Annotated in this window: 25 protein-coding genes; 16 read left to right on the plus strand and 9 right to left on the minus strand. The window is 59.9% G+C overall.

Annotation, left to right across the window (positions count from 1 at the left end):
• Positions 1 to 382 precede the first annotated feature (382 nt).
• The 10 genes from IC232_RS28500 (at position 383) to IC232_RS28545 (ending at position 9,461) form a co-directional block, all read left to right on the plus strand.
• Entirely contained in the window at positions 383 to 652 is a 270-nt protein-coding gene (locus IC232_RS28500) for a hypothetical protein (protein WP_190848327.1), read from the plus strand.
• A 274-nt stretch (positions 653 to 926) separates the two neighbouring features.
• Positions 927 to 1,649, plus strand: a complete 723-nt coding sequence (locus IC232_RS28505; protein WP_246812467.1) for a hypothetical protein — start codon at positions 927 to 929, stop codon at positions 1,647 to 1,649.
• A 111-nt stretch (positions 1,650 to 1,760) separates the two neighbouring features.
• The gene (locus tag IC232_RS28510) at positions 1,761 to 2,348 is read left to right on the plus strand and encodes a TetR/AcrR family transcriptional regulator (protein WP_190848328.1); all 588 of its coding nucleotides are present in this window, start codon (positions 1,761 to 1,763) and stop codon (positions 2,346 to 2,348) included.
• Positions 2,349 to 2,388: 40 nt separating this feature from the next.
• Positions 2,389 to 2,610, plus strand: a complete 222-nt coding sequence (locus tag IC232_RS28515; protein ID WP_190848329.1) for a DUF2798 domain-containing protein — start codon at positions 2,389 to 2,391, stop codon at positions 2,608 to 2,610.
• Positions 2,611 to 2,637: 27 nt separating this feature from the next.
• Complete coding sequence (locus tag IC232_RS28520) at positions 2,638 to 3,591, plus strand: alpha/beta fold hydrolase (protein ID WP_190848330.1); 954 nt, start codon at positions 2,638 to 2,640, stop codon at positions 3,589 to 3,591.
• A 346-nt stretch (positions 3,592 to 3,937) separates the two neighbouring features.
• Positions 3,938 to 4,678: a response regulator gene (locus IC232_RS28525; protein ID WP_190848331.1), complete on the plus strand. Its 741-nt coding sequence runs from the start codon at positions 3,938 to 3,940 to the stop codon at positions 4,676 to 4,678.
• A complete protein-coding gene (locus tag IC232_RS28530; RefSeq protein WP_190848332.1) occupies positions 4,675 to 6,015 on the plus strand; it encodes a sensor histidine kinase in 1,341 nt (446 codons plus the stop codon). The genes IC232_RS28525 and IC232_RS28530 overlap by 4 nt, the downstream gene beginning before the upstream one ends.
• A gap of 173 nt (positions 6,016 to 6,188) precedes the next feature.
• The gene (locus IC232_RS28535) at positions 6,189 to 7,958 is read left to right on the plus strand and encodes a cytochrome c biogenesis protein DipZ (protein ID WP_190848333.1); all 1,770 of its coding nucleotides are present in this window, start codon (positions 6,189 to 6,191) and stop codon (positions 7,956 to 7,958) included.
• A 187-nt stretch (positions 7,959 to 8,145) separates the two neighbouring features.
• Complete coding sequence (msrA, locus tag IC232_RS28540; protein ID WP_409564982.1) at positions 8,146 to 8,709, plus strand: peptide-methionine (S)-S-oxide reductase MsrA; 564 nt, start codon at positions 8,146 to 8,148, stop codon at positions 8,707 to 8,709.
• A gap of 293 nt (positions 8,710 to 9,002) precedes the next feature.
• The gene (locus IC232_RS28545; protein WP_190848335.1) at positions 9,003 to 9,461 is read left to right on the plus strand and encodes a DUF6130 family protein; all 459 of its coding nucleotides are present in this window, start codon (positions 9,003 to 9,005) and stop codon (positions 9,459 to 9,461) included.
• Between the two features lie 165 nt (positions 9,462 to 9,626).
• Here the strand turns inward: IC232_RS28545 and IC232_RS28550 are convergent, their stop codons facing one another.
• The 3 genes from IC232_RS28550 to IC232_RS28560 form a co-directional block, all read right to left on the minus strand.
• Positions 9,627 to 10,646, minus strand: a complete 1,020-nt coding sequence (locus IC232_RS28550) for a purine-nucleoside phosphorylase (protein ID WP_190848336.1) — start codon at positions 10,644 to 10,646, stop codon at positions 9,627 to 9,629.
• Between the two features lie 340 nt (positions 10,647 to 10,986).
• Positions 10,987 to 11,409 carry a cupin domain-containing protein gene (locus IC232_RS28555; RefSeq protein WP_190848337.1) on the minus strand — a complete coding sequence of 141 codons (423 nt, stop codon included), beginning with the start codon at positions 11,407 to 11,409 and terminating at the stop codon, positions 10,987 to 10,989.
• Between the two features lie 317 nt (positions 11,410 to 11,726).
• Entirely contained in the window at positions 11,727 to 12,143 is a 417-nt protein-coding gene (locus IC232_RS28560; protein WP_190848338.1) for an organic hydroperoxide resistance protein, read from the minus strand.
• A gap of 352 nt (positions 12,144 to 12,495) precedes the next feature.
• On the opposite strand from IC232_RS28560, the gene IC232_RS28565 reads away from it, so the two are divergent.
• On the plus strand, positions 12,496 to 13,551 hold the full coding sequence (locus tag IC232_RS28565) for an alpha/beta fold hydrolase (protein ID WP_190848339.1): 1,056 nt from the start codon (positions 12,496 to 12,498) through the stop codon (positions 13,549 to 13,551).
• 525 nt (positions 13,552 to 14,076) lie between these two features.
• Here the strand turns inward: IC232_RS28565 and IC232_RS28570 are convergent.
• Positions 14,077 to 14,421, minus strand: a complete 345-nt coding sequence (locus tag IC232_RS28570) for a hypothetical protein (protein ID WP_190848340.1) — start codon at positions 14,419 to 14,421, stop codon at positions 14,077 to 14,079.
• 809 nt (positions 14,422 to 15,230) lie between these two features.
• Here IC232_RS28570 and IC232_RS28575 point away from each other — a divergent pair.
• From IC232_RS28575 to grxC, 4 genes are all read left to right on the plus strand, one after another.
• Positions 15,231 to 15,872, plus strand: a complete 642-nt coding sequence (locus IC232_RS28575; RefSeq protein WP_190848341.1) for a transglutaminase-like cysteine peptidase — start codon at positions 15,231 to 15,233, stop codon at positions 15,870 to 15,872.
• A gap of 119 nt (positions 15,873 to 15,991) precedes the next feature.
• Positions 15,992 to 16,417, plus strand: a complete 426-nt coding sequence (locus IC232_RS28580) for a hypothetical protein (protein ID WP_190848342.1) — start codon at positions 15,992 to 15,994, stop codon at positions 16,415 to 16,417.
• A 57-nt stretch (positions 16,418 to 16,474) separates the two neighbouring features.
• The gene (locus IC232_RS28585; RefSeq protein WP_190848343.1) at positions 16,475 to 16,876 is read left to right on the plus strand and encodes a hypothetical protein; all 402 of its coding nucleotides are present in this window, start codon (positions 16,475 to 16,477) and stop codon (positions 16,874 to 16,876) included.
• A 257-nt stretch (positions 16,877 to 17,133) separates the two neighbouring features.
• Positions 17,134 to 17,391 (plus strand): glutaredoxin 3, encoded by a 258-nt coding sequence (grxC, locus tag IC232_RS28590; protein ID WP_190848344.1) that lies wholly within the window; start codon positions 17,134 to 17,136, stop codon positions 17,389 to 17,391.
• A 170-nt stretch (positions 17,392 to 17,561) separates the two neighbouring features.
• Here the strand turns inward: grxC and IC232_RS28595 are convergent, their stop codons facing one another.
• The 4 genes from IC232_RS28595 to IC232_RS28610 all read right to left on the minus strand — a co-directional run bounded on the left by IC232_RS28595 (position 17,562) and on the right by IC232_RS28610 (position 20,135).
• Entirely contained in the window at positions 17,562 to 17,891 is a 330-nt protein-coding gene (locus tag IC232_RS28595) for a hypothetical protein (protein ID WP_190848345.1), read from the minus strand.
• Between the two features lie 426 nt (positions 17,892 to 18,317).
• Positions 18,318 to 18,725, minus strand: a complete 408-nt coding sequence (locus IC232_RS33470; RefSeq protein ID WP_190848346.1) for a four-helix bundle copper-binding protein — start codon at positions 18,723 to 18,725, stop codon at positions 18,318 to 18,320.
• A gap of 49 nt (positions 18,726 to 18,774) precedes the next feature.
• Positions 18,775 to 19,527: an FAD-binding oxidoreductase gene (locus IC232_RS28605; protein WP_246812468.1), complete on the minus strand. Its 753-nt coding sequence runs from the start codon at positions 19,525 to 19,527 to the stop codon at positions 18,775 to 18,777.
• The gene (locus tag IC232_RS28610) at positions 19,527 to 20,135 is read right to left on the minus strand and encodes a sulfite oxidase-like oxidoreductase (protein ID WP_190848347.1); all 609 of its coding nucleotides are present in this window, start codon (positions 20,133 to 20,135) and stop codon (positions 19,527 to 19,529) included. Before IC232_RS28610 ends, IC232_RS28605 begins: the two co-directional genes overlap by 1 nt.
• Before the next feature lie 347 nt (positions 20,136 to 20,482).
• Between IC232_RS28610 and IC232_RS28615 the strand changes: the two genes are divergently transcribed.
• The gene (locus tag IC232_RS28615) at positions 20,483 to 22,111 is read left to right on the plus strand and encodes an NADP-dependent glyceraldehyde-3-phosphate dehydrogenase (protein WP_190848348.1); all 1,629 of its coding nucleotides are present in this window, start codon (positions 20,483 to 20,485) and stop codon (positions 22,109 to 22,111) included.
• Between the two features lie 522 nt (positions 22,112 to 22,633).
• Here the strand turns inward: IC232_RS28615 and IC232_RS28620 are convergent.
• Positions 22,634 to 22,883: hypothetical protein (locus IC232_RS28620; protein WP_210335536.1), on the minus strand; the 250-nt coding region annotated here is incomplete at its 5' end.

Consider the following 22,883-nt stretch of genomic DNA (forward strand, 5'->3'; position numbering starts at 1 on the left):
TGGAGAGTGAAGAGGTCCGCAGAGCCTCGCGGGAGCCTGCCCACTCCTAGCATTGGATCAAACGCTTTGCATCGGCTCGAGGTCTTCACCGCAACCCCGGGCGAGGATCTTTATCGCTGCGTGTCCAAGAGACGGGGTACGTCGCCTAACGCTACGGCTCAAAGCGTCACGCGCCCATCCAGCGGTCGTACCGGTTCCTCTGGCCAGAGGTGATCGAGACCGCCCTCACGGATTATGCTATCCTGCCGGTCTCGGTGGTCGCCGACTGGTTCGAGCAAGCACAGCGGCATCTCACGCTGTCTCGTTCTTCTGGCGATTGGTTGCTGGCAGGAGCTACGCCGCACCATCTCAAGGCTTGGATTACATCGCGCAGGAGGCGACCATGATGATCAAAGTCGAGGGAAGATCGAACAACTACCGCGCCTTTGTTGACGATGAGCCGGACCTGTCGGCGACGGACAGAACCATCGACGGCGCCATCGGACGCCTGGTTCAGATCCATCGGGACAAGCTTAGGCTGACCATCGACCTCGGAGGATGCCAAGCGTCCGAGTACTGGGGCGGTTTCCCGCGCGAGCATTACCGGCAACAGCCAACGATCGAGGACTTTTGGGATGAGTCCGACAAACTGCCTGGTGACGAACGGGGCTGAATACAAGCATCCCTGCTTTGATCAATGGTGGAACGCCGGCGAACCTGGGTTGGATGGAGCGAGGTTCCGGTCCTCTTACGCCCGTGATCGTGCTTGCGACACGGCGGATCCCCGCTCTTGGGAGGTCGCAGGGTCTTTCGGAGGGTTCGTTGACTTAGCCGCGCAGTGAACTCGACAACCGAGATACCCGGCAACTCCCTCAGAGTCTCTGTTGTCGAAGAACGTGAGAAGCGCCATCGCTGATCCCGGATCTGGCAACCCGAGAAAGGAGACCATGATGAACGAGTTGCTTGCCGATGTGATTGAGGCTCATGGTCGCCTCGATCGCTGGCAGTCCGTCGCTCTTGGGGAGGCGACAATCGTCACGGGTGGGGGGCTCTGGGGCCTCAAAGGCCTGATCCAGGATCCGAACCCGCGCCACATGACCGTGTCCCTTCACGAGGAACGCGCCTCGCTCAAGCCGTTCGGCGACCCTGACTGGCATACGGAGTTTACGCCTGAGCGGATCGCCATTGTCCGAAGCGATGGCTCGGTTGTGAACGAACGCATGCACCCGCGAGCCTCCTTTGCGGGCCACAGCTTTGACACGCCCTGGGATCCGCTGCACCGGGCCTACTTCAACGGGTATGCCATGTGGACCTATCTGACGACCCCGTTCCTGTTCACAATGGAAGGGATCCGGGTCCAGGAGGTCGAGCCTTGGGCGGAAGGGAGCCGGCCTTGGCGCGTGCTACGGGTGGAGTTCCCGGATGCGATTGCTACACACAGTCGGGTCCAAGACTTCTACTTTGGAGAGGACTTATCCCTGCGTAGACATGACTACACGGTTGATGTCGCCGGCGGTTTTGCCGCGGCCCAAATCGTCCACGACTACATCGAGGCTGATGGGATTTGTCTGCCCAGCAAGCGGCGTGCCTACCTGCGTGGCCCCGGCCACAGACCGAATCTGGATGTCCTGCTGGTCTCGATCGACATCAGCGACGTGCGGTTCACCTAGGGTTTATCGTACGAGGCGACGGCCCGTTTCATGCAGTGACGATCACTTCAAGAACGCCGCGTCAGCCAACAGGCGTTGACAGAATATACCGATCGGTATATTCCAGCCCTTATGAACAAGGCCGAGAAAACCCGTCAGTTCATCGTGGAAAGGACAGCACCCATCTTCAATGTGAAGGGCTATGCCGGCACGTCCCTTGCCGACATGACGGAAGCCACAGGACTAACGAAGGGCAGCATCTATGGCAACTTCGCGAATAAGGACGAGGTGGCCCTGGCAGCTTTCGAGCATAACTGGAAACGCGTGACCACGCTTCTGAGCGTAGAAATGGCCAAATGCGATAGCAGCAAAAAGAAGTTGCTGGCTCTTGTGAGCGTGTACGGGAATCTGCAGTCTCACGATTTTCCGAAGGGAGGCTGCCCACTGCTCAATACGACGGTAGAGGCTGACGACACCCACCCAGAACTACGGAAGAATGCCGCAACCGCATTCCGAGGTTGGATGACGAGCATCGTCACGGTCATCGAGAAGGGTATTGCGGCCGGTGAATTCCGAGCGGGCATTGATGCGGAGCAAACCGCCCTGGCGCTTATCGCGATGATCGAAGGAGCCGTTATGGTCTCTCAGCTGACCGGCAATGCCAGCCACCGAACCGCCATTATGGCTGCGGTGGAGAGAACCATTCACGATCTCACATGATTCGTCCCGCCTACAAATATTGGCTGTATAGGAGAGACTAATGGATGCACAACGGAAACGGAAAATTGCCTTTGCCCTCATGATGGGCATCGTGACGACCGGGATCATCTCGTTCGTCCTTATCGCGCTCAACTTGGGTTTCTCAGAAACGTTCGCCGTGGCATGGTTGCGATCTTGGGGTATCGCGTACGTGATCGTTGTTCCCGCGATTCTCCTTGTTGGTCCGGCATTACAGGCGCAGATTGACCGCCTGATTCAGTGAATCGACACGAACATGGGGGACACCGACATGTTCAAGCTATCTCTGCCCGCGTTTTTTGCTCTTGTTCTCGGTTCCACGACTGCCTGGGGCTGCAACAGCAATCCTCCAGAACAAGCTCAGAAACTGGACATCGGATCCATTGAAGTCGATCAGGACATCACGCTCAGAAGAATGGTGGTGCATACCGCGAGCCCGAAGGGAACCGTGCTTCTCCTGCATGGATTCCCTGAAACGCTGTGCGCCTGGAAAGATATTTCCCTGGCGCTGTCCACGGACTACGAAGTCCACGCCATCGACTGGCCGGGCTATGGCCTTTCATCGCGCCCCCCGGCTGACAAATTCTCTTATTCACCCAAAGACTATGCCCGTGTTCTGCGGGATTATGTCAAGAAGACGAACATTGCTTCATCGAAGCTCACGATCTACGCGACGGATATCGGAGCCCTCCCGGCTCTTCTTGCGGCTCTCGAGAATCCGCAGATCGCCAAGACCATCATTGTTGGGGACTTCGCACCGTTCAACAGGCCCCAGTACATGCACGACAGATTGCAAAGTCTGAAGTCGGAACCTTCGGCAAGTGCGACGCTCGCGGCCTACAAAAGCAGGAGCGGTGGGGACATTCTCGATACGGCCGTGAAGGGAGGGCTTCCCAAAGAAGCACAGTTTGAGGTGTCCGCTGACTTCAAGGATGACGTCTCCCGCGGATGGAGCCATGGCGGAATGACACCAGCCGACGCCTTCTACCACTACTACTCGAAGTTTACGCGAGATGAAGACTACCTTGAAGCAAACATAGGCAACCTAAAAACTCCGGTGAAAGTGGTTTGGGGCGAGAAGGATATCTACATCAAGAAGGAAATGGGGATCGAGCTCGCGCAAAAAATCAACGCGGACATCCGTATTCTTCCTGATATCGGACACTACGCCCACCTGCAAACCCCGGGGCTGGTCATTGAGGAGATCCGCGCCTCATTTCGATGACCGTGCGAGACGCGTTCTCATGGTTCCCCTATGTCGTCAAGGACGCTGAGGGGGGATCAACGCGCCCGGCAACCCGACCGCGGCCATGGTGTGGTCAAGGCCGATCCGGCGGTACAGGAGCCCTTGGCGATCACCGTGAGTCATACTTCCTGGTGCCGACCTCGACCGGAGAGGCACCTCCACGGATCGAAATGCAACAAACTTGCTCTAAGCTGACGGGAATTTTGTCAGGTCATGTATCCGTCACAGGGTCTGATACAGATCATTACAAATCTCTTTGAAGGGTGAGGTTTCCTGGTCCATCGAGCTGCTAAAGTGCATCAGGCGGATTCTGAGGACGATAGGTATGGAGCACGCAGACCACATTCTGATCGTTGATGACGATCGCGAGATCCGGGAACTTGTTTCCAGCTACCTGAAAAAGAATGGCCTGCGTGTCAGTGTCGCCGCGGATGGGCGGCAAATGCGGTCATTTCTCGAAGGCGACAGGGTCGACCTGATCGTCCTTGATGTGATGATGCCGGGCGATGACGGGCTCGTGCTCTGCCGTGAGCTCCGGGCGGGCAAGCATAAATCCACGCCCGTCCTGATGCTGACCGCCCGGAGCGACGAGACGGATAGGATCATCGGCCTCGAGATGGGAGCCGACGACTATCTGATCAAACCTTTTGCCGCCCGTGAACTGCTCGCCAGGATCAACGCAATCCTCCGCCGCACCCGCATGCTGCCGCCGAATCTTCAGGTGACGGAAGTTGGGCAACTGCTGACCTTTGGCGCATGGCAGCTCGATACGACAATGAGGCATCTTCTCGACAAAGACGGAACCGCTGTCGCGCTGAGCGGCGCTGAATACCGCTTGCTTCGCGTCTTCCTCGACCATCCGCAACGGGTTCTCTCCCGCGATCAGCTTCTTAACCTGACCCAGGGACGTGAAGCCGAACTGTTCGACCGCTCGATCGACCTGCTCGTCAGCCGGTTGCGGCAACGGTTGCGAGATGATGCCCGCGAGCCGGCCTATATTAAGACCGTACGCTCCGAAGGCTATGTGCTCGCCATGCCGGTTGAGATCACCACGGCACGGTCATGACCACAATCGGCTGGCATCGCAGGCTGCCTTATCCTCCGCAGACTCTGCGGTGGCGGCTTTTTCTCATCCTCTTTGCCGGACTGGCGGTCGCGCACGCACTTTCCTTCGGCGTCTTGTTTCTCGAGCGCTACATGACTGCTAAGACGATGATGCTTGGCAATCTGGAAAAGGACGTCGGCATTTCGATTGCCCTGCTCGATCGCCTTCCCGCGAACGAACGCCAGCAATGGGTCGCCATGCTGGAGCGGGGGAACTACCGGTATGAGCTTGGTCCAGGTATCCTTGGCATTCCCGAACTCAGCGGTCTGAGCACTGAGGTTGCCGATACCATTAATGCGGCGGCCGGACGCCGTTTTCCCGTCACCGTTGAAACCATTCCCGGCAGTCCGCACCGTCTCCAGGCTCATGTGACGCTGAGCGATGGTGCGCCGGTGACAATCGATCTGAGACCAAGGGTCATGCCTCTTGCGGCGTGGCTTCCTTATGTGCTGATCGCACAGCTCCTGCTTCTCATCCTTTGCACCGGTTTGGCAGTTCGTCTGGCGATCAGGCCCCTTCTTCGGCTCGCCAACGCGGCCGAGGCCTTGGACCCCAGCGAAAAGGCGGGTCGCCTGGAGGAGACCGGGCCGACTGAAGTCGCCTATGCGGCGACGGCATTCAACGCCATGCGGGATCGGATCTCCCACTATCTCGAAGAACGTGTGCAGATCCTCGCGGCCATTTCCCATGATCTTCAGACACCTCTTACGCGCATGAAATTGCGTGCCGAGATGGCGGAGGACAGTCCGGAGAAGGACAAGCTGATCAGCGATCTCTCGGAAATTGAGAGGCTCGTGCGTGAGGGCGTGACCTATGCCAGAACCGCCCACGGCAATACCGAGAAGCCGGCCCGTATCGACATCGGTTCGTTCGTCGAAAGTATCGTCTTTGATTATCAGGACACCGGCAAGGCCGTGACATCTCAGGAGACGGTCGACACGGTGGTGGTGACACGGCCACATGCACTCCGGCGCATCGTCACAAATCTCATCGACAACGCGCTCAAATTTGCTGGGGAAGCAGAAGTCAGCGTTGGGAAAACGTCTGACGGACGAATCTGCATCACCGTGCTCGATACCGGGCCGGGCATCCCCGATGGCGAGCTTGAGGCTGTGCTGCAGCCCTTCTACCGTCTTGAACAGTCCCGCAACCGCAGCACCGGTGGAACTGGCCTAGGATTGGCCATAGCCCACCAGCTGGCATTGGCCATCGGCGGCTCGCTCTATCTCAGGAACAGATCCATAGGGGGGTTGGCCGCCGAGATCATCCTCGGGGCATCCGATCCCGCTTGGCGTTGATCGGTCGGCAACCATTTGCCTCTAATAGGTGGGCCGGCTGCCTTCCCTTACACTTGCTTACACTTCTGCCACGCCAGAAAACATTCTGGATACTTCGTGCTGATCACATGCTCATGAAGTTCCGACAGCGGCCAAGTCAATGCCCGGCACTGATTGCGCCAAGGGGATCAGCCATGACAGTGTTTGTAGTATCCTATCTGGCGGGAGTGCTGACCATTGTCAGCCCCTGTATTCTTCCCATCCTTCCATTCGTCTTTTCTCGGGCAGGCCAGCCCTTCGCCCGCAGCGTACTGCCGATGCTGGTTGGCATGGCGGCCACTTTCGCCGCGGTCGCAACTCTCGCTGCCGTCGGTGGGAGCTGGGCGGTGCACGCGAACGAGGTCGGACGCTCTGCCGCCATCTCCCTGCTGGCAGTGTTTGGCATAACGCTCATCTCGTCCCGCGCCGCAGCCGTTCTGACCCGCCCGATCGTTGCCCTCGGCGGTCGGCTCTCTGGTACAGGACCCTCAGACAAACCGAGTGTCGGCGGATCGCTGCTGCTCGGGGCGGCGACGGGCCTGCTGTGGGCACCCTGCGCTGGACCGGTTCTGGGATTGGTCCTGACAGGAGCCGCTCTCCAGGGAGCCAATCCGCAGACCTCCCTCTTATTGTGTGCCTATGCGGCCGGCGCGGCGACATCCCTGGCTTTGGCAGTTTTAGCCGGAGGACGGGTGTTTGCGGCGATGAAGCGCTCGCTTGGTCTTGGCCACCGCATTCGGCAAGGCTTGGGCGCTGCCGTTCTCGCGGGCGTGGCAACCATCACCTTCGGTCTCGACACCGGCCTTCTGACGCGCCTGTCCTATGCGAGCACAGCCGGGATCGAACAATCCCTGCTCGATCGGGTGAATGAGAACTCCGAGGCAGCCTCGACAGGCTCCACTGGGCCGAGCATGCGGCTGGCCGCAAACGATGCTCGCCAAAGCTACCGCAGCAGCCTGCCGATCGAGGGCACCTTGCCGTCCCTTGATGGTGCCGTGAAGTGGCTGAATTCTGAGCCGCTGACGGCCGAACAGCTCCGCGGCAAGGTCGTCCTCGTCAACTTCTGGACGTACTCCTGCATCAACTGCATCCGCACGGTCCCCTATGTGCGGGCCTGGGCAGAGAAGTACAAGGATCAGGGCCTGGTCGTGATCGGCATTCACGCCCCCGAGTTTGCCTTCGAAAAGAAGATCGACAATGTGAAGCGCGCGATCCAGAACTTCGGGATCTCCTATCCAGTGGCGGTCGACAACGATTTTAAGATCTGGCGGGCGTTCGGGAACAGCTATTGGCCGGCTCACTACTTCATCGATGTGGAGGGCCGGATCAGGCATCATCACTTCGGTGAGGGTGACTACAAAGAATCAGAACGAGTCATCCAGGAGCTGCTGGCTGAGGCACAGGGCGGCCGCAGAACCGCTGGCGGGCTCGTCATACCGGACGCGCGGGGCGCTGAAGCCGCCCCGGACCTTGCCCGAGTAAGATCTGGTGAGACCTATGTCGGCTATCAGCGAGCCTCCAGTTTTGCCTCGCCTGAGACGATGGGAGCCGACGAGACACGCGACTACACCGTGGGCCGGTTGCGGCTCAACCAGTGGGGTCTTGCCGGGAACTGGACGGTTGGAGCCGAGCAGGCTGTGCTCAACCAAGCCGGAGGGGCAATCTCCTACCGGTTCCGGGCAAGGGACTTGCATCTCGTTCTCGGCCCTGCCCGGAACGGCAAACCAGTACAGTTCCAGGTCACGATCGATGGCAAAGCCCCGGGTGAGAACTGTGGCGCGGACATCGATGCGGACGGCAAAGGCACCGTCTCGGAAACCCGACTCTACCAGCTCGTGCGCCAGTGCGGAGATGTGCAGGAGCGGACATTCGAAATCCGCTTCCTGGACGGCGGCGTCGAGGCTTACGTGTTCACGTTCGGCTAAGGAGAAAAAGGCAATGCTTATCGATGATCGACATCCTCCCAGATCCCGCCGGAAATCGAGCAAAGCGGGTGTTTTTGGCGCAATGCTCGGACTTGTCGGCTTTGCCTTTGCCGGCCAAGTACCGTCGGCCGCAGAGACTCCGCGGTTGGTGCCAGCTGCGCTGGTCGACGTACCCAAGGAGGCCAGCTTGCAGACGGCCGTTCTTGCCGGAGGCTGCTTCTGGGGCATCCAGGGTGTGTTTCAGCATGTCGAGGGCGTTGTCAGCGCGACGTCCGGTTATGCTGGAGGAAGCGCCAAAACGGCTACCTATGAGCAGACGGAAACCGGCCTGACGGGCCACGCCGAAGCAGTTCGGGTCGTGTTCGATCCTCAGAAGATCAGCTATGGAACGTTGCTTCGCATCTTCTTCTCGGCCGCCCACGATCCCACGCAGCTCGATCGTCAGGGGCCTGACATTGGTCCGCAGTATCGCTCCGCGATCCTTCCTTTGGACAACCAGCAGGCGAAGGTCGCAAGCGGTTACATCCAGCAACTGGACGAGGCCAAGTCGTTCCAGGCAGCGATCGCGACAACGGTTGAACTCGGGAAAACTTTCTACGAGGCAGAGGACTACCACCAGGACTACATGCACAATAATCCCGGGCAGCCTTACATCGCGGTCCACGAACGGCCAAAGATCGAAGCCCTGAGGCGCTTCTTCCCCACCCTCTATCGGGCGCAACCCGTTCTAGTTGCGAAAACCTCAGGCTGAGCTGGGTGTGGTTGGGGGATTGACGATCATGGCCCTCTCCCCGCCATAGGCATGGGACCATGCGTGAAATTCCGGAGAGCGTCGCTGCATCTTGGTGCGTCGCCGTCTGCCGTGTGAATGCGGACGGCCTCTCGTCTACATGGCGATACGGTTTGGGAGCATCCGAACACATTCGGGATACGAAGCGGGGTTAGGATCAACCTGACAATCCGAGGGCAACTGTGAGCCGCGGCTATTCAGTTCCCTCCGATTGTGGGTTTAGGCGCCCTATCTGATCTAAAGGAGACGATGCGATGACCATGCTCATCAAGATGCTCGCCGCAGCTGCGGCGGCCACTGTGCTCACCACGGGCGCTCTCGCCCAGGGCGCAAACCAACCCGGCAATCCCCCTGTGTTCTTCCCCATCGAGAACGAGCCCGCACCCAAGCTGATCGTGGACGCTCCGCTTCCCGGACCGCTGGCCCGAGGCGCCGTTCTCATCCCGTACCGGACGGAGAATTTCCGCATTCTGCCGCTGTTCGGGGAAGTTGCCAGCCGGGTCTCTCCACGGGTCGGGCATTTGCACGTCACCGTCGACGATGCGCCCTGGCGATGGGCAGACACAGGTGGTGGGACCAATACCATCGTCGTGGTTGGGCTGCCGCCGGGCCAGCACAAGGTGACGCTTGAGCTGGCCAGCCCCGAGCACCAGGTCTTCACCGGACAGACGGTGACGTTCACCGTACCTGGGACTGGATCTCACAAACACTGAAGGCTGCGAACACGCTGCACGAACGTCTTGGTGTGAGGGCTTGCGAGGAGACCCTCACCCAGAGAGCATCCCTGCTTCCCCCTCGCGTTCTGTCCTTCGTGGTCGATCGACGGGGCAGGCTCCGACCCTTGGCCTCTCGATGAGGGCAGAATCCCGAGCCGCGTCCTACTGGCGGGGCAGCGGGGGAACGCCGTTTTTCCACTCGGACCAATGGGACACAATGTGATCCACCATCCGGCTGCCCACTACTGCGATGTTGTCGACCGTCTCAGCGAACCCGCCTGCCGTCTGCCCCGGGGCGGGGTCGAGATGCTGAAGGGTGGTCTCGTTGGGATTGCCCTGGTCAAAGTTCACCGCGCCGCGCAGGCTCATAAGCCTTTGATGTCCAAGCGTCCGCTGGACCACCTGGGCGATACCGGCTGCCTCCATCTCGGTGATGAGGTAATCGTCCGCTCCATACAGCTTGGCGATGTACTGCGCCTGCGCTGACATGCCTGGGCCATGGAAGAAGGTGTCGCCGGTCATGTGGGTACCGGTCTTCACCGCCGGAGCAAGCCGGGCGGCCTCCTGCGGGTAGCGCAGGCGGTAGGATTGCGCTGAATCCGAGTCCTTCAGGTTGGCCTTACCCGTAAGCTGCATCGCCCACCCGACGAGGTCGGGATTGAGCTGGAACAGCCGGACCTTCTCATAACCTTTTCGCGGCATGAAGGCTGGGGCGCCCGGCTCCCCCTCTTCCGGCGCCCAGCGATGGCCGAGATCATAGTCGACCAGCCAGGTCGCCCAGCTGACGTCAGCGATAGTCCCACGCTCAGGTGGCGTGCCGGCAACCCCGCTGACGATAATGTAGGCTTCTGACATGTCGAACTGCGGGTTCAGGATGATCGCCTGTACTGACGCGGATGAGGCGACCTTGCCCATGCCCAGCACGGACCCGCAGACGCCGTCTTCATTGCAGTAGACAGGGTTGAGGGCGCCTTTAACGGTGATTGGCTTGCTCTGGCTGAAGTAGCGCTCGTACCAGTGCTGGAACTCGCCGGCCCGGTCGCCGGTGTTCTGGCCGATCTCAAACATCGAACCGATGAAGATCTTCACTTTCACGGGATCGTCTGCAGAGGCCGGCGATGCCGCGGCAAGTGTGAGTGAAAGGGCAGCCGCAGCAAGGTGGGCGGGCTTGCAAAATGACATCAGGAAACTCCCTGCATGTGAGCCTCACGGGTAATCGCCTCTCCAGCCCGTGGCCAAGACTGAAGGCGCCAATTTCACCAATTGTTGAACAGGCGATCGTGGGTTGTCTTCAAGCGGTCCCCCTACCCTCACCCAATGGGAATGCCGTCCGAGCCGACTGGTCCCTCCATTGAGAGTGCAGTCAGACGCGGACTAGCCAAACGCACGTCGAAGATCCGGGCAGGCCTCCGCCTCGGTCAGCTCGCAGGAAGGAAGCCGCTGGCATCGCCGGTCCGTAATCATATGGGAACACCCGTGATTGTCTCCGCTGCAAAGCCACGGCGGGTGGAGGCAGCATCGCTCACTTGAATGTTACGAGCGGCTTTCCCTTCTCGACCAAGTACGTGGCGAGCTCCGACGCCTTACCCGGGCCGACGTTCCTGACCCAGTGGGCCGTTCCTGACGGGATGAACAGGGCCTCGCCAGCCTTGAGCGTGATCGGAGGCCTGCCCTCAAGGTTGTATTCCAGCGTCCCTTCGAGGATGTAGGCGACCTCTTCGCCGGGATGTGTGTGAGCGGCGGCCGTCACTCCCGGGGGGAAATCGACGCGCGTCTGGATGACCTCTCGTCCAAGTTGGCTGAGGTCGTTCCGCAGGACATCGGTGCGACCAATGCCTGAGAATTGCATGACCTGATTAGTTGGCTGCTGCGCTTGCGCCAGCTGCAGCGTCAATCCGCTACCGGCGATCAGCATCGCTGCTGCAATAAGTCGAGTCGTTTTCATAAGGATGTCCTTTCGTCTTTCAAGGATGTGAAGATGAGGCAACGACTAGGTCTTGCACGCAGTTTCCAGGATGTGTTTGCCGCCTCAAAAGTACCTTAGAAAGTAAGCGCTGGTCAGAGGAAATTAATTGGCGAACAGAGCGACTATTGCGGGCAATTCCTTCGGGTCACTATCCCAGGCACATGGTGCCGCGGCAAGCGCCAGCGCGGCTATGGCCGTTACGAAAATACGCATTGGGGATCTCCTCTTCTGTGGCCCGTGCAAGCCAGCACCCGGCCGCCGAGCACGAGCCATTGCTTGTCGCGTGGCGGCGTCGCTTAGACGAGCGCGATTATGACGTCGATGTTGCCGCGTGTGGCCTTGGAATACGGGCACGTCTGGTGCGCTTCCTCGACGAGGGCCTGCGCCGTTGCGGCATCAATGCCCGGCAGGCTCACGTTGAGGCGGGCCTGCAGCAAATAGGTGTCGCCGGTCTTTCCCAGGTCGACTTCCGCATCGACCGCGAGATCCTTGGGCAGCGCGATCTTCCGCTTGGCGGCCGCGACACCGATCGCGCCGATGAAGCAGGCGGACCACCCGGCCGCAAAGAGCTGCTCCGGATTGGTGCCTTGTCCCGTGCTGCCGGGAGAGGATAGCTGGATCTCAAGACGGCCGTCGTCGCTTCGGGACGCGCCCTCCCGGCCTCCGGATGTGCGGGTCTTACCCGTATAGAGGACCTTTTCGATCTTCGGCATGGTAGAGTATTCCTTGTTGTGGCACTGACGACTGTATCGATCAGCGGAGCCACGGAATGCCGGAGCCAAGTATCCGTTATGTTTGCAGATCGGCCGAAAATGTATGCCAAAGCCGTTTCCTGGGCGCTTGATACAGTATCGTACAAAACGTCCGGCGCGTGGGGGCAACACTGAAGCTCGTCGAGCGTAGCGATGTTCCAGGGAGCAGAGTCGCAAAGATCATATCTGTATCCCATTGTATCTCTCCGGCTCATTCCTACACGGTCTTTCGAAATTGCCTCTGCGGGAACACATTGGAGATACATGAATATCGGAACCTGCAACTGTGACGATTCAGCCAGGGAAGTAACCGATGACAGAGGATATCAATCATCTCCGACGGCGCTTGGTGGGTGCGACCGCCCTGTCCGTCGCGGCAACTCAGCTCGGGGTGATGGGTGCCGCACAAGCCCAGACCGGCGATCAGGCGCCGTCCCGCCTTCCGGCGGTCTCACCAGGCACCCATACGTCATTTGCCTCACTCAAGCAGGTCAACGCAGGGGTCCTGAACGTCGGCTATGCCGAGGCTGGTCCCGCTGATGGCAAGCCGGTGATCCTCCTGCACGGCTGGCCTTACGACATCCATACCTATGTGGATGTGGCGCCGCTGCTCGCCCAGGTGGGCTACCGGGTGATCGTTCCCCATCTGCGCGGGTATGGCACCACCCGCTTCCTGTCGGACGATACGCCCCGGAACGGTCAGCAGTCGGCGATCGCTGCCGATATCATCGCCGTGATGGATGCCCTCAGGATCGAGAAAGCCGTTATCGCCGGTTGCGATTGGGGCGCCCGCACCGCCAACATCCTGGCGGCGCTCTGGCCGGAGCGCGTCAGGGCGATGGTCTCGGTGAGCGGCTACTTGATCGGCAGCCAAGAGCTCAACAAGATGCCCTTGCCGCCCAAGGCCGAGCTGCAGTGGTGGTACCAGTACTATTTCGCGACAGAACGCGGCCGTGCCGGGTACGAGAAATACCGGCGCGACTTCGCCAGGCTAGTCTGGGAGCTCGCCTCGCCGAAGTGGAAGTTCGATGATGCCACCTTCAACCGCAGCGCGGCGGCCTTCAACAACCCGGATCACGTCGCGATTGCGGTTCACAATTACCGTTGGCGGCTCGGACTGGCGGAAGGCGAGGCCAGATATGATGATCTGGAGAAGCGGCTCGCCGCGTTCCCGGTGATCAGCGTTCCGGCGGTCACCCTCGAAGGGGATGCAAATGGCGCACCCCACCCGGACCCGGCCACTTATGCCAGGAAGTTCTCAGGCAGGTACGAACATCGGCTGATCACCGGCGGTATCGGCCACAACCTGCCGCAAGAAGCGCCGCAGGCCTTCGCCCAAGCCGTGGTGGATGTGGATCGCTTGACATAGGGACAGCAGCCCCTTTGGCTGGGCTCGCTGGTGCCTGGGTGATCTTGATCGCCCACTTCCAAGAGATGGGCACCGGCGTACCACCCAACGAACCATGACCAGGGGGAAGTAATGCCCTGTTACATGAACTTGGCAAACTCTGGGATGTCGCAATTGTTGAGTTAGGCGAGCACGCTCGACATTCCGTTCCTCGGGGTGGAGGCAACAGAAGCCGCGATTGGCTCAAGAGCAAACACACCCGTAAGGCCCGTTTCCAACGTCAATTTTCTTCTTTGGTGGATGGGTCGACGAGGAGCGTCTCAGTCACATCGTTGGAAAGATATAGATTATCAGCCCAACTCCTCAGCATCAGCACCGCCGATGTCACATTCCCAAACGTTAAACTAGCAATAAGCAGTAAGACCATGCGGTTGGCTGTGGGAGATCCCTCGTTCTTACTTCCCATGTCGCCACGTGAATTGACAGTATCCCTGAACGGCCCGGCAGGTATCTGAGCCTTCCCTCCTAATAAGATTCCTGATTGGCCTACTTCGTGCATCGGTAAGCCCCTTGTCCAGGCTTAATGTCACCGCCGCCACGGGCGAGGATTTTTCCGATCTTTGCGTCAGCAATGCCAGCAAGGGCACTGTCCGGCGAAGTCGCCCGCACACGACGCACCAGCACGCTCAACTCCATCAGCACGGCTGTTGGATAGGGTCCATTGTCAATCGTGGACGGTGGAGTCACGACATCAATAAACACCAGATTGATCTCGATTGGCCGCATTGAGGACACTCCTATGCGTGTTGCCGGCAATTGGTCAGCTGTGGCACTCGTTATCGACGTCGTCTCCAGAACGCGGTTCTGGTACCGGTTTATCTCGTCAGACATTCAACTCTCCACTGGCTTAGGTTCTGCGAGAGATAACCGTCTCAAGTATCTCCTTTGTGTCCCGAGCCGCCCGAATTGAATGCTGATGTGTCTATCAAACGCGTCGTCCATCGCGTCAGTCCGTGGATGGACATCACCAACTCTTACCTGAGCCCGTGAGCCGCATTGTTCCGATCCAGAAAGACTGTCCTTCGACAGAGTGGCTAACCATCCCCACCTTCGGCGATATCTCCCTGCTGCCTGATCGGGAACAACGTATCCGATGCCTGTGCCTTGTGCCGGCCTCGTGGCACTGCCAAAAGTCTGTGCGTCCGATCGCGACGGGAGGGTGCTTCCGTGAAAGCACTTCCAAGCAGTCGAGGCTACGGCCGCTGCCACGTCTCAACTGTACGTGCGTCGAGTGCACCTTTCGGTTGGAACGACAAGCCGTAGGGGCAGACCGCAAAGCCAGCCACTTGCGTGCTCGATCGCACGGCCCTGTAAGGGTGCTTCTGCTCCTCGGACCGCCGGTTCAGGCGCACGCGGCTGCAATAACGATACTTACCCGTGTCGTCTCGCTTGCAGCCTTATGCGAGCTTGCTGGTGTGACAACGGCGATCACGTCCGCATAATTGCAAAGGGTTGCTTTTGTTTTTGCCCTCGCCTATGACTTGTCAAAAGATACAGATCTGTCTACTTTGTCTCAGTGCGATACCGAGCGGTATCGCATTGGTGATCGGTGAGCCCGGCCATCATCCGCCACGGAGGCTCACATGCCTTGGACAACCGGACGTAGACACGAGTGTTACTCTGTTTGGACAACTGACCTCATGCCTAGGAGAAGCCGTGCGAGGCTTCTGATCACAATCCTTATCGCCGTCCTTTCCGTTCTCTCGGCCATTCATGCGCCTCGTGTTCAAGCAAGTGAGACCCGTCAGTTCGATAAAGCATGGATCCCGGTCGCAGACGGGAATGCTCAGCCGACCGCGGCCTGGAGTGAGTTCTGCGAGCGGAGCCCGGGCGAGTGCGCGATCAATCCGGCCGAGCCTGCCACGATCAAGCTCGATGAGAGTGTGTGGAATGCGATCGTGGCAATCAACAGGCACGTCAACGCCGCCGTCTCCCCGCAGGAAGACATCGCCCACTGGGGCGTGATCGACCGCTGGGACTACCCGGACGACGGCTATGGCGACTGTGAGGACTACCAGATCCTCAAGCGCCGCCTGCTGGTCGAGGCCGGGTTGCCGCGGCGGGCCCTGCGCATGGTGGTGGTCCTGGACGAGCTCGGCGCAGGCCATGCCGTGATGGCTATCCGCACCGACCGGGGTGACTTCATCCTCGACAACAAGCGTGATGCGGTCCTGGCGTGGCACCAGACCGGCTATGTCTACATCAAGAGCGAGGGTGACCGGACCCACGCTTGGATCTGGCTGAGCAACCAAGCCACCGTAACATCAGCGATCAGCCGGTAATCAAGATGCCAAGAGCGACAGACGATTCACTGAACTCTGTAACAGAAGCGTCCGGCGCTCTCGACACCGTTAGGTCGTGTGTGGAGCGATCCCCAGTCTCACGAGCTTTGGAGGCTCACATGGAACGACCACCCCAAGGAACCTATGAGCGCATGCTCATCGTGGACACCGACACGGCGTTCCGCGAGAGCCTCACGCGGGAGCTGCGGGCGAGCGGCTTTGAGGTGGTGAACGCCGCCACCGGCGAAAGCGCCTTCTCTCTCCTGCGGGACTGGCGTCGCCCCATCGGGTGGCTTTACACCCGGGCCGACCTGCCCGGTCTGATCGACGGATGGATCCTGGCGGACGAATACCGCGACGGGCATCCCGACCGTGCGGCGGTGATTGCCGCCTCCCGCGAGCGTGCCTCCGCCCAGGGCCATGTGGTCCTGAGCCAGCCATCCCTGGCAGCAGCCTTGGACGCTCTCCTGGCCGTCGCCTCCGCGAAAGTGGTGGAGGCTCGCCCGGCAATAACGAACACCGATCCGCAACGCCTCGCTGCTTAACTGGGATCTTCGTCCCGGTCCTGCAGGAAGGCACTAATCCCACAACAGAAGGTTTTTATGATGTTCAGCAATGCAGCCTTAAGATTCACCGACAGACCCGCCGAGCAGGCGTGTGTCGACTACCCACTCGGGTCAGATCTCTGCGCCGACGAGATCGAGCAGCGCATCATCCGGGCCTATGTCGGGCTGGTGTACCAGGCGGTAGACACTGCCAACCAGCGTTCCGTTGTCGTGATGCGGCTCGGGCCACTTGAGGTCCGCCTCACAGAGATACATCCGGACGACGTCACTCCCGGCGTACCGTCATTCTGGATCGAGGTCTTCGACTGGCCGCAGCAGGCCTCCATTGACAGCGTCGGATGCTACGAGTTCGACGAGGATGAACTGGCTGCTGCTGTCGAGATGATCGTGGGCGCCGCGCAGGACACCCGACGTCGGAAGAACCTGCCCTTTCACTGACCACCAAACGAGATGGCACGGCCGACCCGTCGCACTACAAGCCAGGATAAAGACATGGACGGCAACAATGACCAAGGATCTTTCTGGGCGTCTGTCACTGCAGTGCTCACACTGACGCTCGTAGTCGGCGGACTTTATCTTCCCCTGTTTCTCTAAACCAGACGAATGCAGCGGCCAGACAAGGCCCATACCCAGCTGGCAGGTTACGTCTAAGCCTGCAGGTCATCAGGCAATCGATTCACATCATGGAGGTGACGATGACGGAGATTACCCTCTATACAACGAGGTGGTGCCCCTACTGTGCCGCAGCCAAAAGGTTGCTCACGCAGAAGGGAGCCAGCTTTACCGAGATCGACATCGAGGCAAAGCCGGAGAAGCGGGCGGAGATGATCGAGAAGGCTGGCGGGCGCACAACGGTGCCGCAGATCTTCATCAACGGCCGGCACATCGGCGGCTCCGATGACCTGCATGCCCTCGACCACACGGGGCAACTCGACCCTCTGCTACAGGGCTGAGAATGGATGGCCAAGATAAATCTTGAGGCCACGACCGGTAGCGATGACCTCCATGCACCGGGTGCTTTGATGCGGAACCGCGATTTCGGGTATGAGCTGTCTGGTGTGGTCTTGCTCGGGGTTGTCTCAAGAAAAGTCACGGCCTGTTGGGCTTAAATCGGGCTCGCAGGCTAGGGCCCGTTCCGATGAGGGACCCTGCTGACTATGCGAGCAGCTGCTTCAGTGCTGAAGCCGACCTCGATCAGGTCCCCCTCCAGTTCATCCAGAGTATCTGGCTCCAGCGTGATCAGAGCACCTGCCGAGTCGTTGGTTACCGTGCTCGTCTGCTCAGACGCGGCAATGTTCATCTCATCATCGCAGTCACGCAGACATGTGATCGTGACCCGGACGCCGGATTGTCCGCCCCAACTGATAACGGTCTCAAAGTCGGGACGACGAACCTCTACCACGACTAGGTGCCCATCGAACTCGTCCTTGATAACGGTGTCCCATTTGCCCATAGTCCCTCCAAATCGAGCCTCGGTAGAATGTGAGATGAAGGTGGTAATGCCTTAGAACCATATCTTCCGCCGCTAGAAAATCCCCAGGAAAACGGACGGAGGACCTGTGGGGCCGCCGCCAAGTTCCGGGAGGATGTACAACAGACCCACAAGGGGTGAGGCGGTGTACAAAGCACGATGTTAGCGCAGTCCTCAGCCCTTTCCTGCAGGAACATGGTGTGAGAACTCTGATTGCCGCAATTTTGGGCGAAATCGCGTAGTCCGAGCCTGAAGCAACTGCAGGAACGCCGGAGATGTGAGCCGACCTTCAGCGGGCAGCGGTGACACTTGGGGGTGGTACCCGCGTGGCTAGACCAATACCCGTCTGGATCTAGGCCCGGCTCCACGACACTCAGCCTCCTGCCGGGCACGACCAGCGTTCGCCTTTCACATCAAGGATGCGCCATGGAGCAGGGCACGGCACGCTTGCTCGCAGCTGCGGCACGCCTGGGCGCAGACACGGCAGTATTCATGCCTCGCGGCATGGTTCTCACATTCCTCTGCACAAACCCGGCAGGCCTCGGCGCAGGCCATTAGCTGCGCCTCCACCAGCATTGGACTCGGGCGCGTGAGACGTGCGACGATGCGGGCCGTAGCGAGGCATGCGTCCGAGCAATCGAGGCAGGTTCGTATGCAGCAGACGAGGTCAGCCACGTGAGCCTCGCCCAGGCACGCGTCGGAACAGCTGACGCACAGGCTACAGCACTCATAGCAGGCCGTCGTGCACGCCTCGATCAAGGACGGGTTGGGAGGACGCTGGGGGTGAGTCGAGAAGAGTGCGCCAATTCCTTCCATGATCTCCTCCAAAACAACCGCTCCAGAGCCAAAGCTGCCGCCGGCACGGCTAACCACCAAACCGTTCGGTGCGGATGGTCTTCGGGTCCGAACCCAGATCCAGGAGATAACCGGTGACGGCTTCGACGAAAGCGTTCGAGCCACACGCGAAGGTCAGCCGCGGCGCAGTGCCCAGCCTCGCTAGGGAGATATTGAGCAGGGAGGCATCGATCCTGCGGCCATAATCCTGAGGTCGATGTGCGGTGTCTCTGGACAGGCTCAACAGAAGAGTGAAGTTGGCCTCGGCTGCATCCCGTCCGATCAACTCTTCCCGGAAGATCACGTTATCCCAGGTTCGGGCCGCTTGAAGAAGTACGACAGCGACGTCACGGCTGACTGCAGCGCGATGGCGCACGATCGACATCAGAGGCGCAACTCCGGACCCACCGCCAACGAGCAGGAGAGGTCCGCCGTCCTCAGGACCCCACGCGAAGTGACCTCCGATCGGGCCGCGGATCTCGATCGCGTCGCCGACCTCAGCCACATCGTGGAGAAAGGGCGAGACCTCGCCGTCCTCAAGGCGTTCGACGACGAGTTCGTAGAGCCCCTCAAACTCGGGGGGAGACGCAACCGAGTAGCTCCGCTGGGCCTGATAGCCATCCGGTGCTGTGAGCCGAACGTCAAGATGCTGGCCCGCCCGGAAGGAGCGCCAAGTCTGGGGACGAAGGAAGAAGCTTTTCACCCTCTCGGTTTGCCGCTCGATCCGTTCGATCACCGCCTCCTGCCATTGTACGTGACCTTCCTCTAGGGTCGTGTCCATCATTATTGATCACCCCTGTAGCGCTGCTCGCGCCAAGGATCACCATAGATGTGATAGCCCCGCAGCTCCCAGAACCCGGCCTCGTCGCGTTCCAGAAACTGAAGCGCGTTGATCCACTTCGCCGATTTCCAGAAGTAGAGATGCGGCACGAGGAGCCTTGCCGGCCCACCATGCGCGGGCGTCAAAGGCTGGCCTTCATAGTGAGTGGCGACCATGGCCTTGCCGCCGATGAGGTCGGCCGTGGGCACGTTCGTCGAATAGCCGTCAAAGGAATGGGCCAGCGTGTAGTCGGGCAGTGACGTAAGCCCGGCTTCGGCAAGAATATCGTCAATCAGGACACCTCTCCACGGCGTGTTCAGTTTCGACCACTTGGTCACGCAGTGGATGTCACGGGTCATCTTGGTTTGCGGCAGGGCAGTAAGCTCCTCCCAGGTCCAGCGCATTACCGGACGTGGGCCGATCTTGAGGGTGAACGACCAGTCACCCAGCGAGACCCGCGGCGTCGGACCGGCCGAGAGGACTGGGAAGCCGTCGGTGCGGGATTGTCCAGGCGGGATACGATCCGCGTAATCTGCGGGTGACGTCTTCCCGGTGAATCCACGTGTCGCCATGATCATGCTCCTTGATGGCCTCCCGTCTGCCTTTGACCCCTGCAGGTGTCCGCTCAAGACAAGTCTTCCTGGGGAAAGGGACGGCGGTCCTACAGGATCGCCGCCAGATCGGGGGAGAAGTACACCAAAGACCCCAGAGGAAATGAGCCGTGCACAGGCAAGGAGGTTAGCGGAATACCGAGCCTTGTCCTGCAGGAACGTGCTGAGAGAACTTCGATTGCCGCAATTCCGGGCGAAGACACGCAATCCAGAGCGGAATCAGGTCTGCGCAGGGCTGACGGGATGACGTACGATCAACACCGATGCCTGCTGTAGGATCCGCTGACGGGCAGCACGGGAGGCAGAACATGGCCAACTCCGATGCGTTGAGGCAGCTCTTTCCGCTGGACGGCGAGATCCCGGCTGACCACCGCCCTCCCCCGCCTATTCACCAGAGAACCTATCTCGTCAACGGCGAACTCAAGGCTTGGAACGGTGCGGTCGATACCGTGCGATCGCCGGTCTGCGTACGCAAGTCGAACGGCAAACTCGAGCAGATCGAGCTCGGGAGTGTGCCCTCCGGCGCAGAACGGGAGGCGGAAGAAGCCCTCGAGGCCGCCGTGGCTGCCTATGACGACGGTCGCGGCCAGTGGCCGACCATGACCGTGGCCGAGCGAATTGGCTGCCTGCAGGATTTTACCAACCAGATGGTCAGCCGGCGGCAGGAGGTCGTCGATCTGATCATGTGGGAGATCGGCAAACCCAGAGCGGATTCCGAGAAGGAGTTCGATCGGACCATCGACTACATTCGGGCGACCATCACCGCCCTGAAGGAACTCGACAACAGCAACTCCCGCTTCACCATCGTTGAAGGCACGATCGGGCAGATCCGGCGCACCCCGCTCGGGGTGGTCCTGTGCATGGGACCGTACAACTACCCGCTCAACGAGACCTTCGCCACGCTGATCCCGGCACTCCTCATGGGCAACACCGTGGTGTTCAAGCCGCCCCGGTTCGGCGCGCTCCTGTTCTATCCGCTGATCGAGGCCTTCCAGAGCGCCTTTCCCAAAGGCGTGGTCAACATGGTCTACGGACGCGGCTCGGTGGTCGTGCCCCGTCTACTCGACAGCGGCAAAGTCAACGCGCTGGCCCTGATCGGCTCGAGCAAGGTCGCGGATCATCTCAAAAAGCTGCACCCGAAGGTGAACCGCCTGCGGGCCATCCTCGGGCTTGATGCCAAGAACGCCGCCATCGTTCTGCCCGACGCCGACATCGAGCTTGCGGTCAAGGAGTGCCTGACCGGAACCCTGACCTTCAACGGCCAACGCTGCACGGCGTTGAAGATGCTGATCGTCCACCGGTCCATCGTCGAGCCGTTCCTGCGGCGGTTCAGCGAGGAGGTGGGCAGACTCAAGGTGGGCATGCCATGGGAGAAAGGCGTGAATATTACGCCCCTGCCCGAGGCCGGCAAGACTGACCACATGACGGCACTGGTGGAGGATGCCAAGTCCAAAGGCGCTCGGGTCGTCAACCCGGATGGCGGCAGTGTCGCTGGCACCCTGTTCTTCCCGGCGGTGGTCTATCCGGTTGAGGAGGGCATGAAGCTCTATCGTGAGGAGCAGTTCGGGCCTGTCGTGCCGGTGATGCCGTTCGAAGATCTTGAGATGGCGCTCGAATACGTCACCACGTCTGAGCATGGCCAGCAGGTGAGCATTTTCAGCTCCAACCCGGATCAGGTCGGCCGGCTTGTCGATCCGCTCGTCAACCAGGTGTGCCGGGTCAACATCAACTGCCAGTGCCAGCGCGGCCCCGATGTCTTCCCCTTCACCGGGCGCAAGGACTCCGCCGAGGGCACGCTATCTGTAACCGACGCGTTGCGCTCGTTCTCGATCCGCTCGATGATTGCCACCAAGGAAACGCCTGCCAACAAGGACCTGCTGGATGCGATTATCGCCAAGCAGACCTCCAACTTCATCAACACGCGATTCATCTTCTGAAAAGGCGTCTGACCTCATGTTGAAATATGCCATGACTTCTCTCTTGCTTCTCATGGGGAGCGAGGCCTGGGCGCAGAGCAGACCTGTGAGCACCACCCTCACCTGCTCTCGTGCCGCCGGTCTTGTGGCGTCGCAAGGGGCAGTCGTCCTTGGCACAGGAGTCTACACGTATGATCGATACGTCAACGGTCCGAACTTCTGCCTAAGGAATGAGCCCACCGAGCCTGCATGGGTTCCGACGATCGACAACCCGCAGTGCTTTGTCGGCTATCTCTGCCGAAGGTTCCAAGGTCCAAGCAACCGTTGATCATCAGCCGCGGCGAGACACGGCTCACATTCAGACCTCGTGTGGGCGATCACTTGAACGTTGAGGGCAAAAGGTCTCGATCTCTCCGGCATTCTCGGACTGTTACGGCACAGTTTTCGAGGTCGATCGAGCGATCGCAAACGGGGTTGCTTCGGAGTTGCACCAGGCCCTAGCGCCAGAGTTCGGTACGTTTGGTAAGCGACCAGAATGAGTTACTATTGATCCTGGTAGCGGATTTCCGCCATCAGCCTGTCGGCCGCCTTCAAGAAGGGACGCAGGGTCTTCAAGGCCTTGAAATCTTCGTCATTGAGCTCACTTTTCAGAATGACCGTATAGGCCGCAATTCTTCGCAGCAGAGCATCAACCATTTCCTCCCGGGTCAACTCGTTCCCGTCGGGATCTTTCGCCTTGGGCATCGGGATATCCGTCCAACAGCCGTTGAAATCACCTGTCAAATGGCCGGCA

This window comes from Microvirga sp., from assembly GCF_014699075.1.
In the GTDB taxonomy this organism is placed as follows: Bacteria; Pseudomonadota; Alphaproteobacteria; order Rhizobiales; family Beijerinckiaceae; genus Microvirga.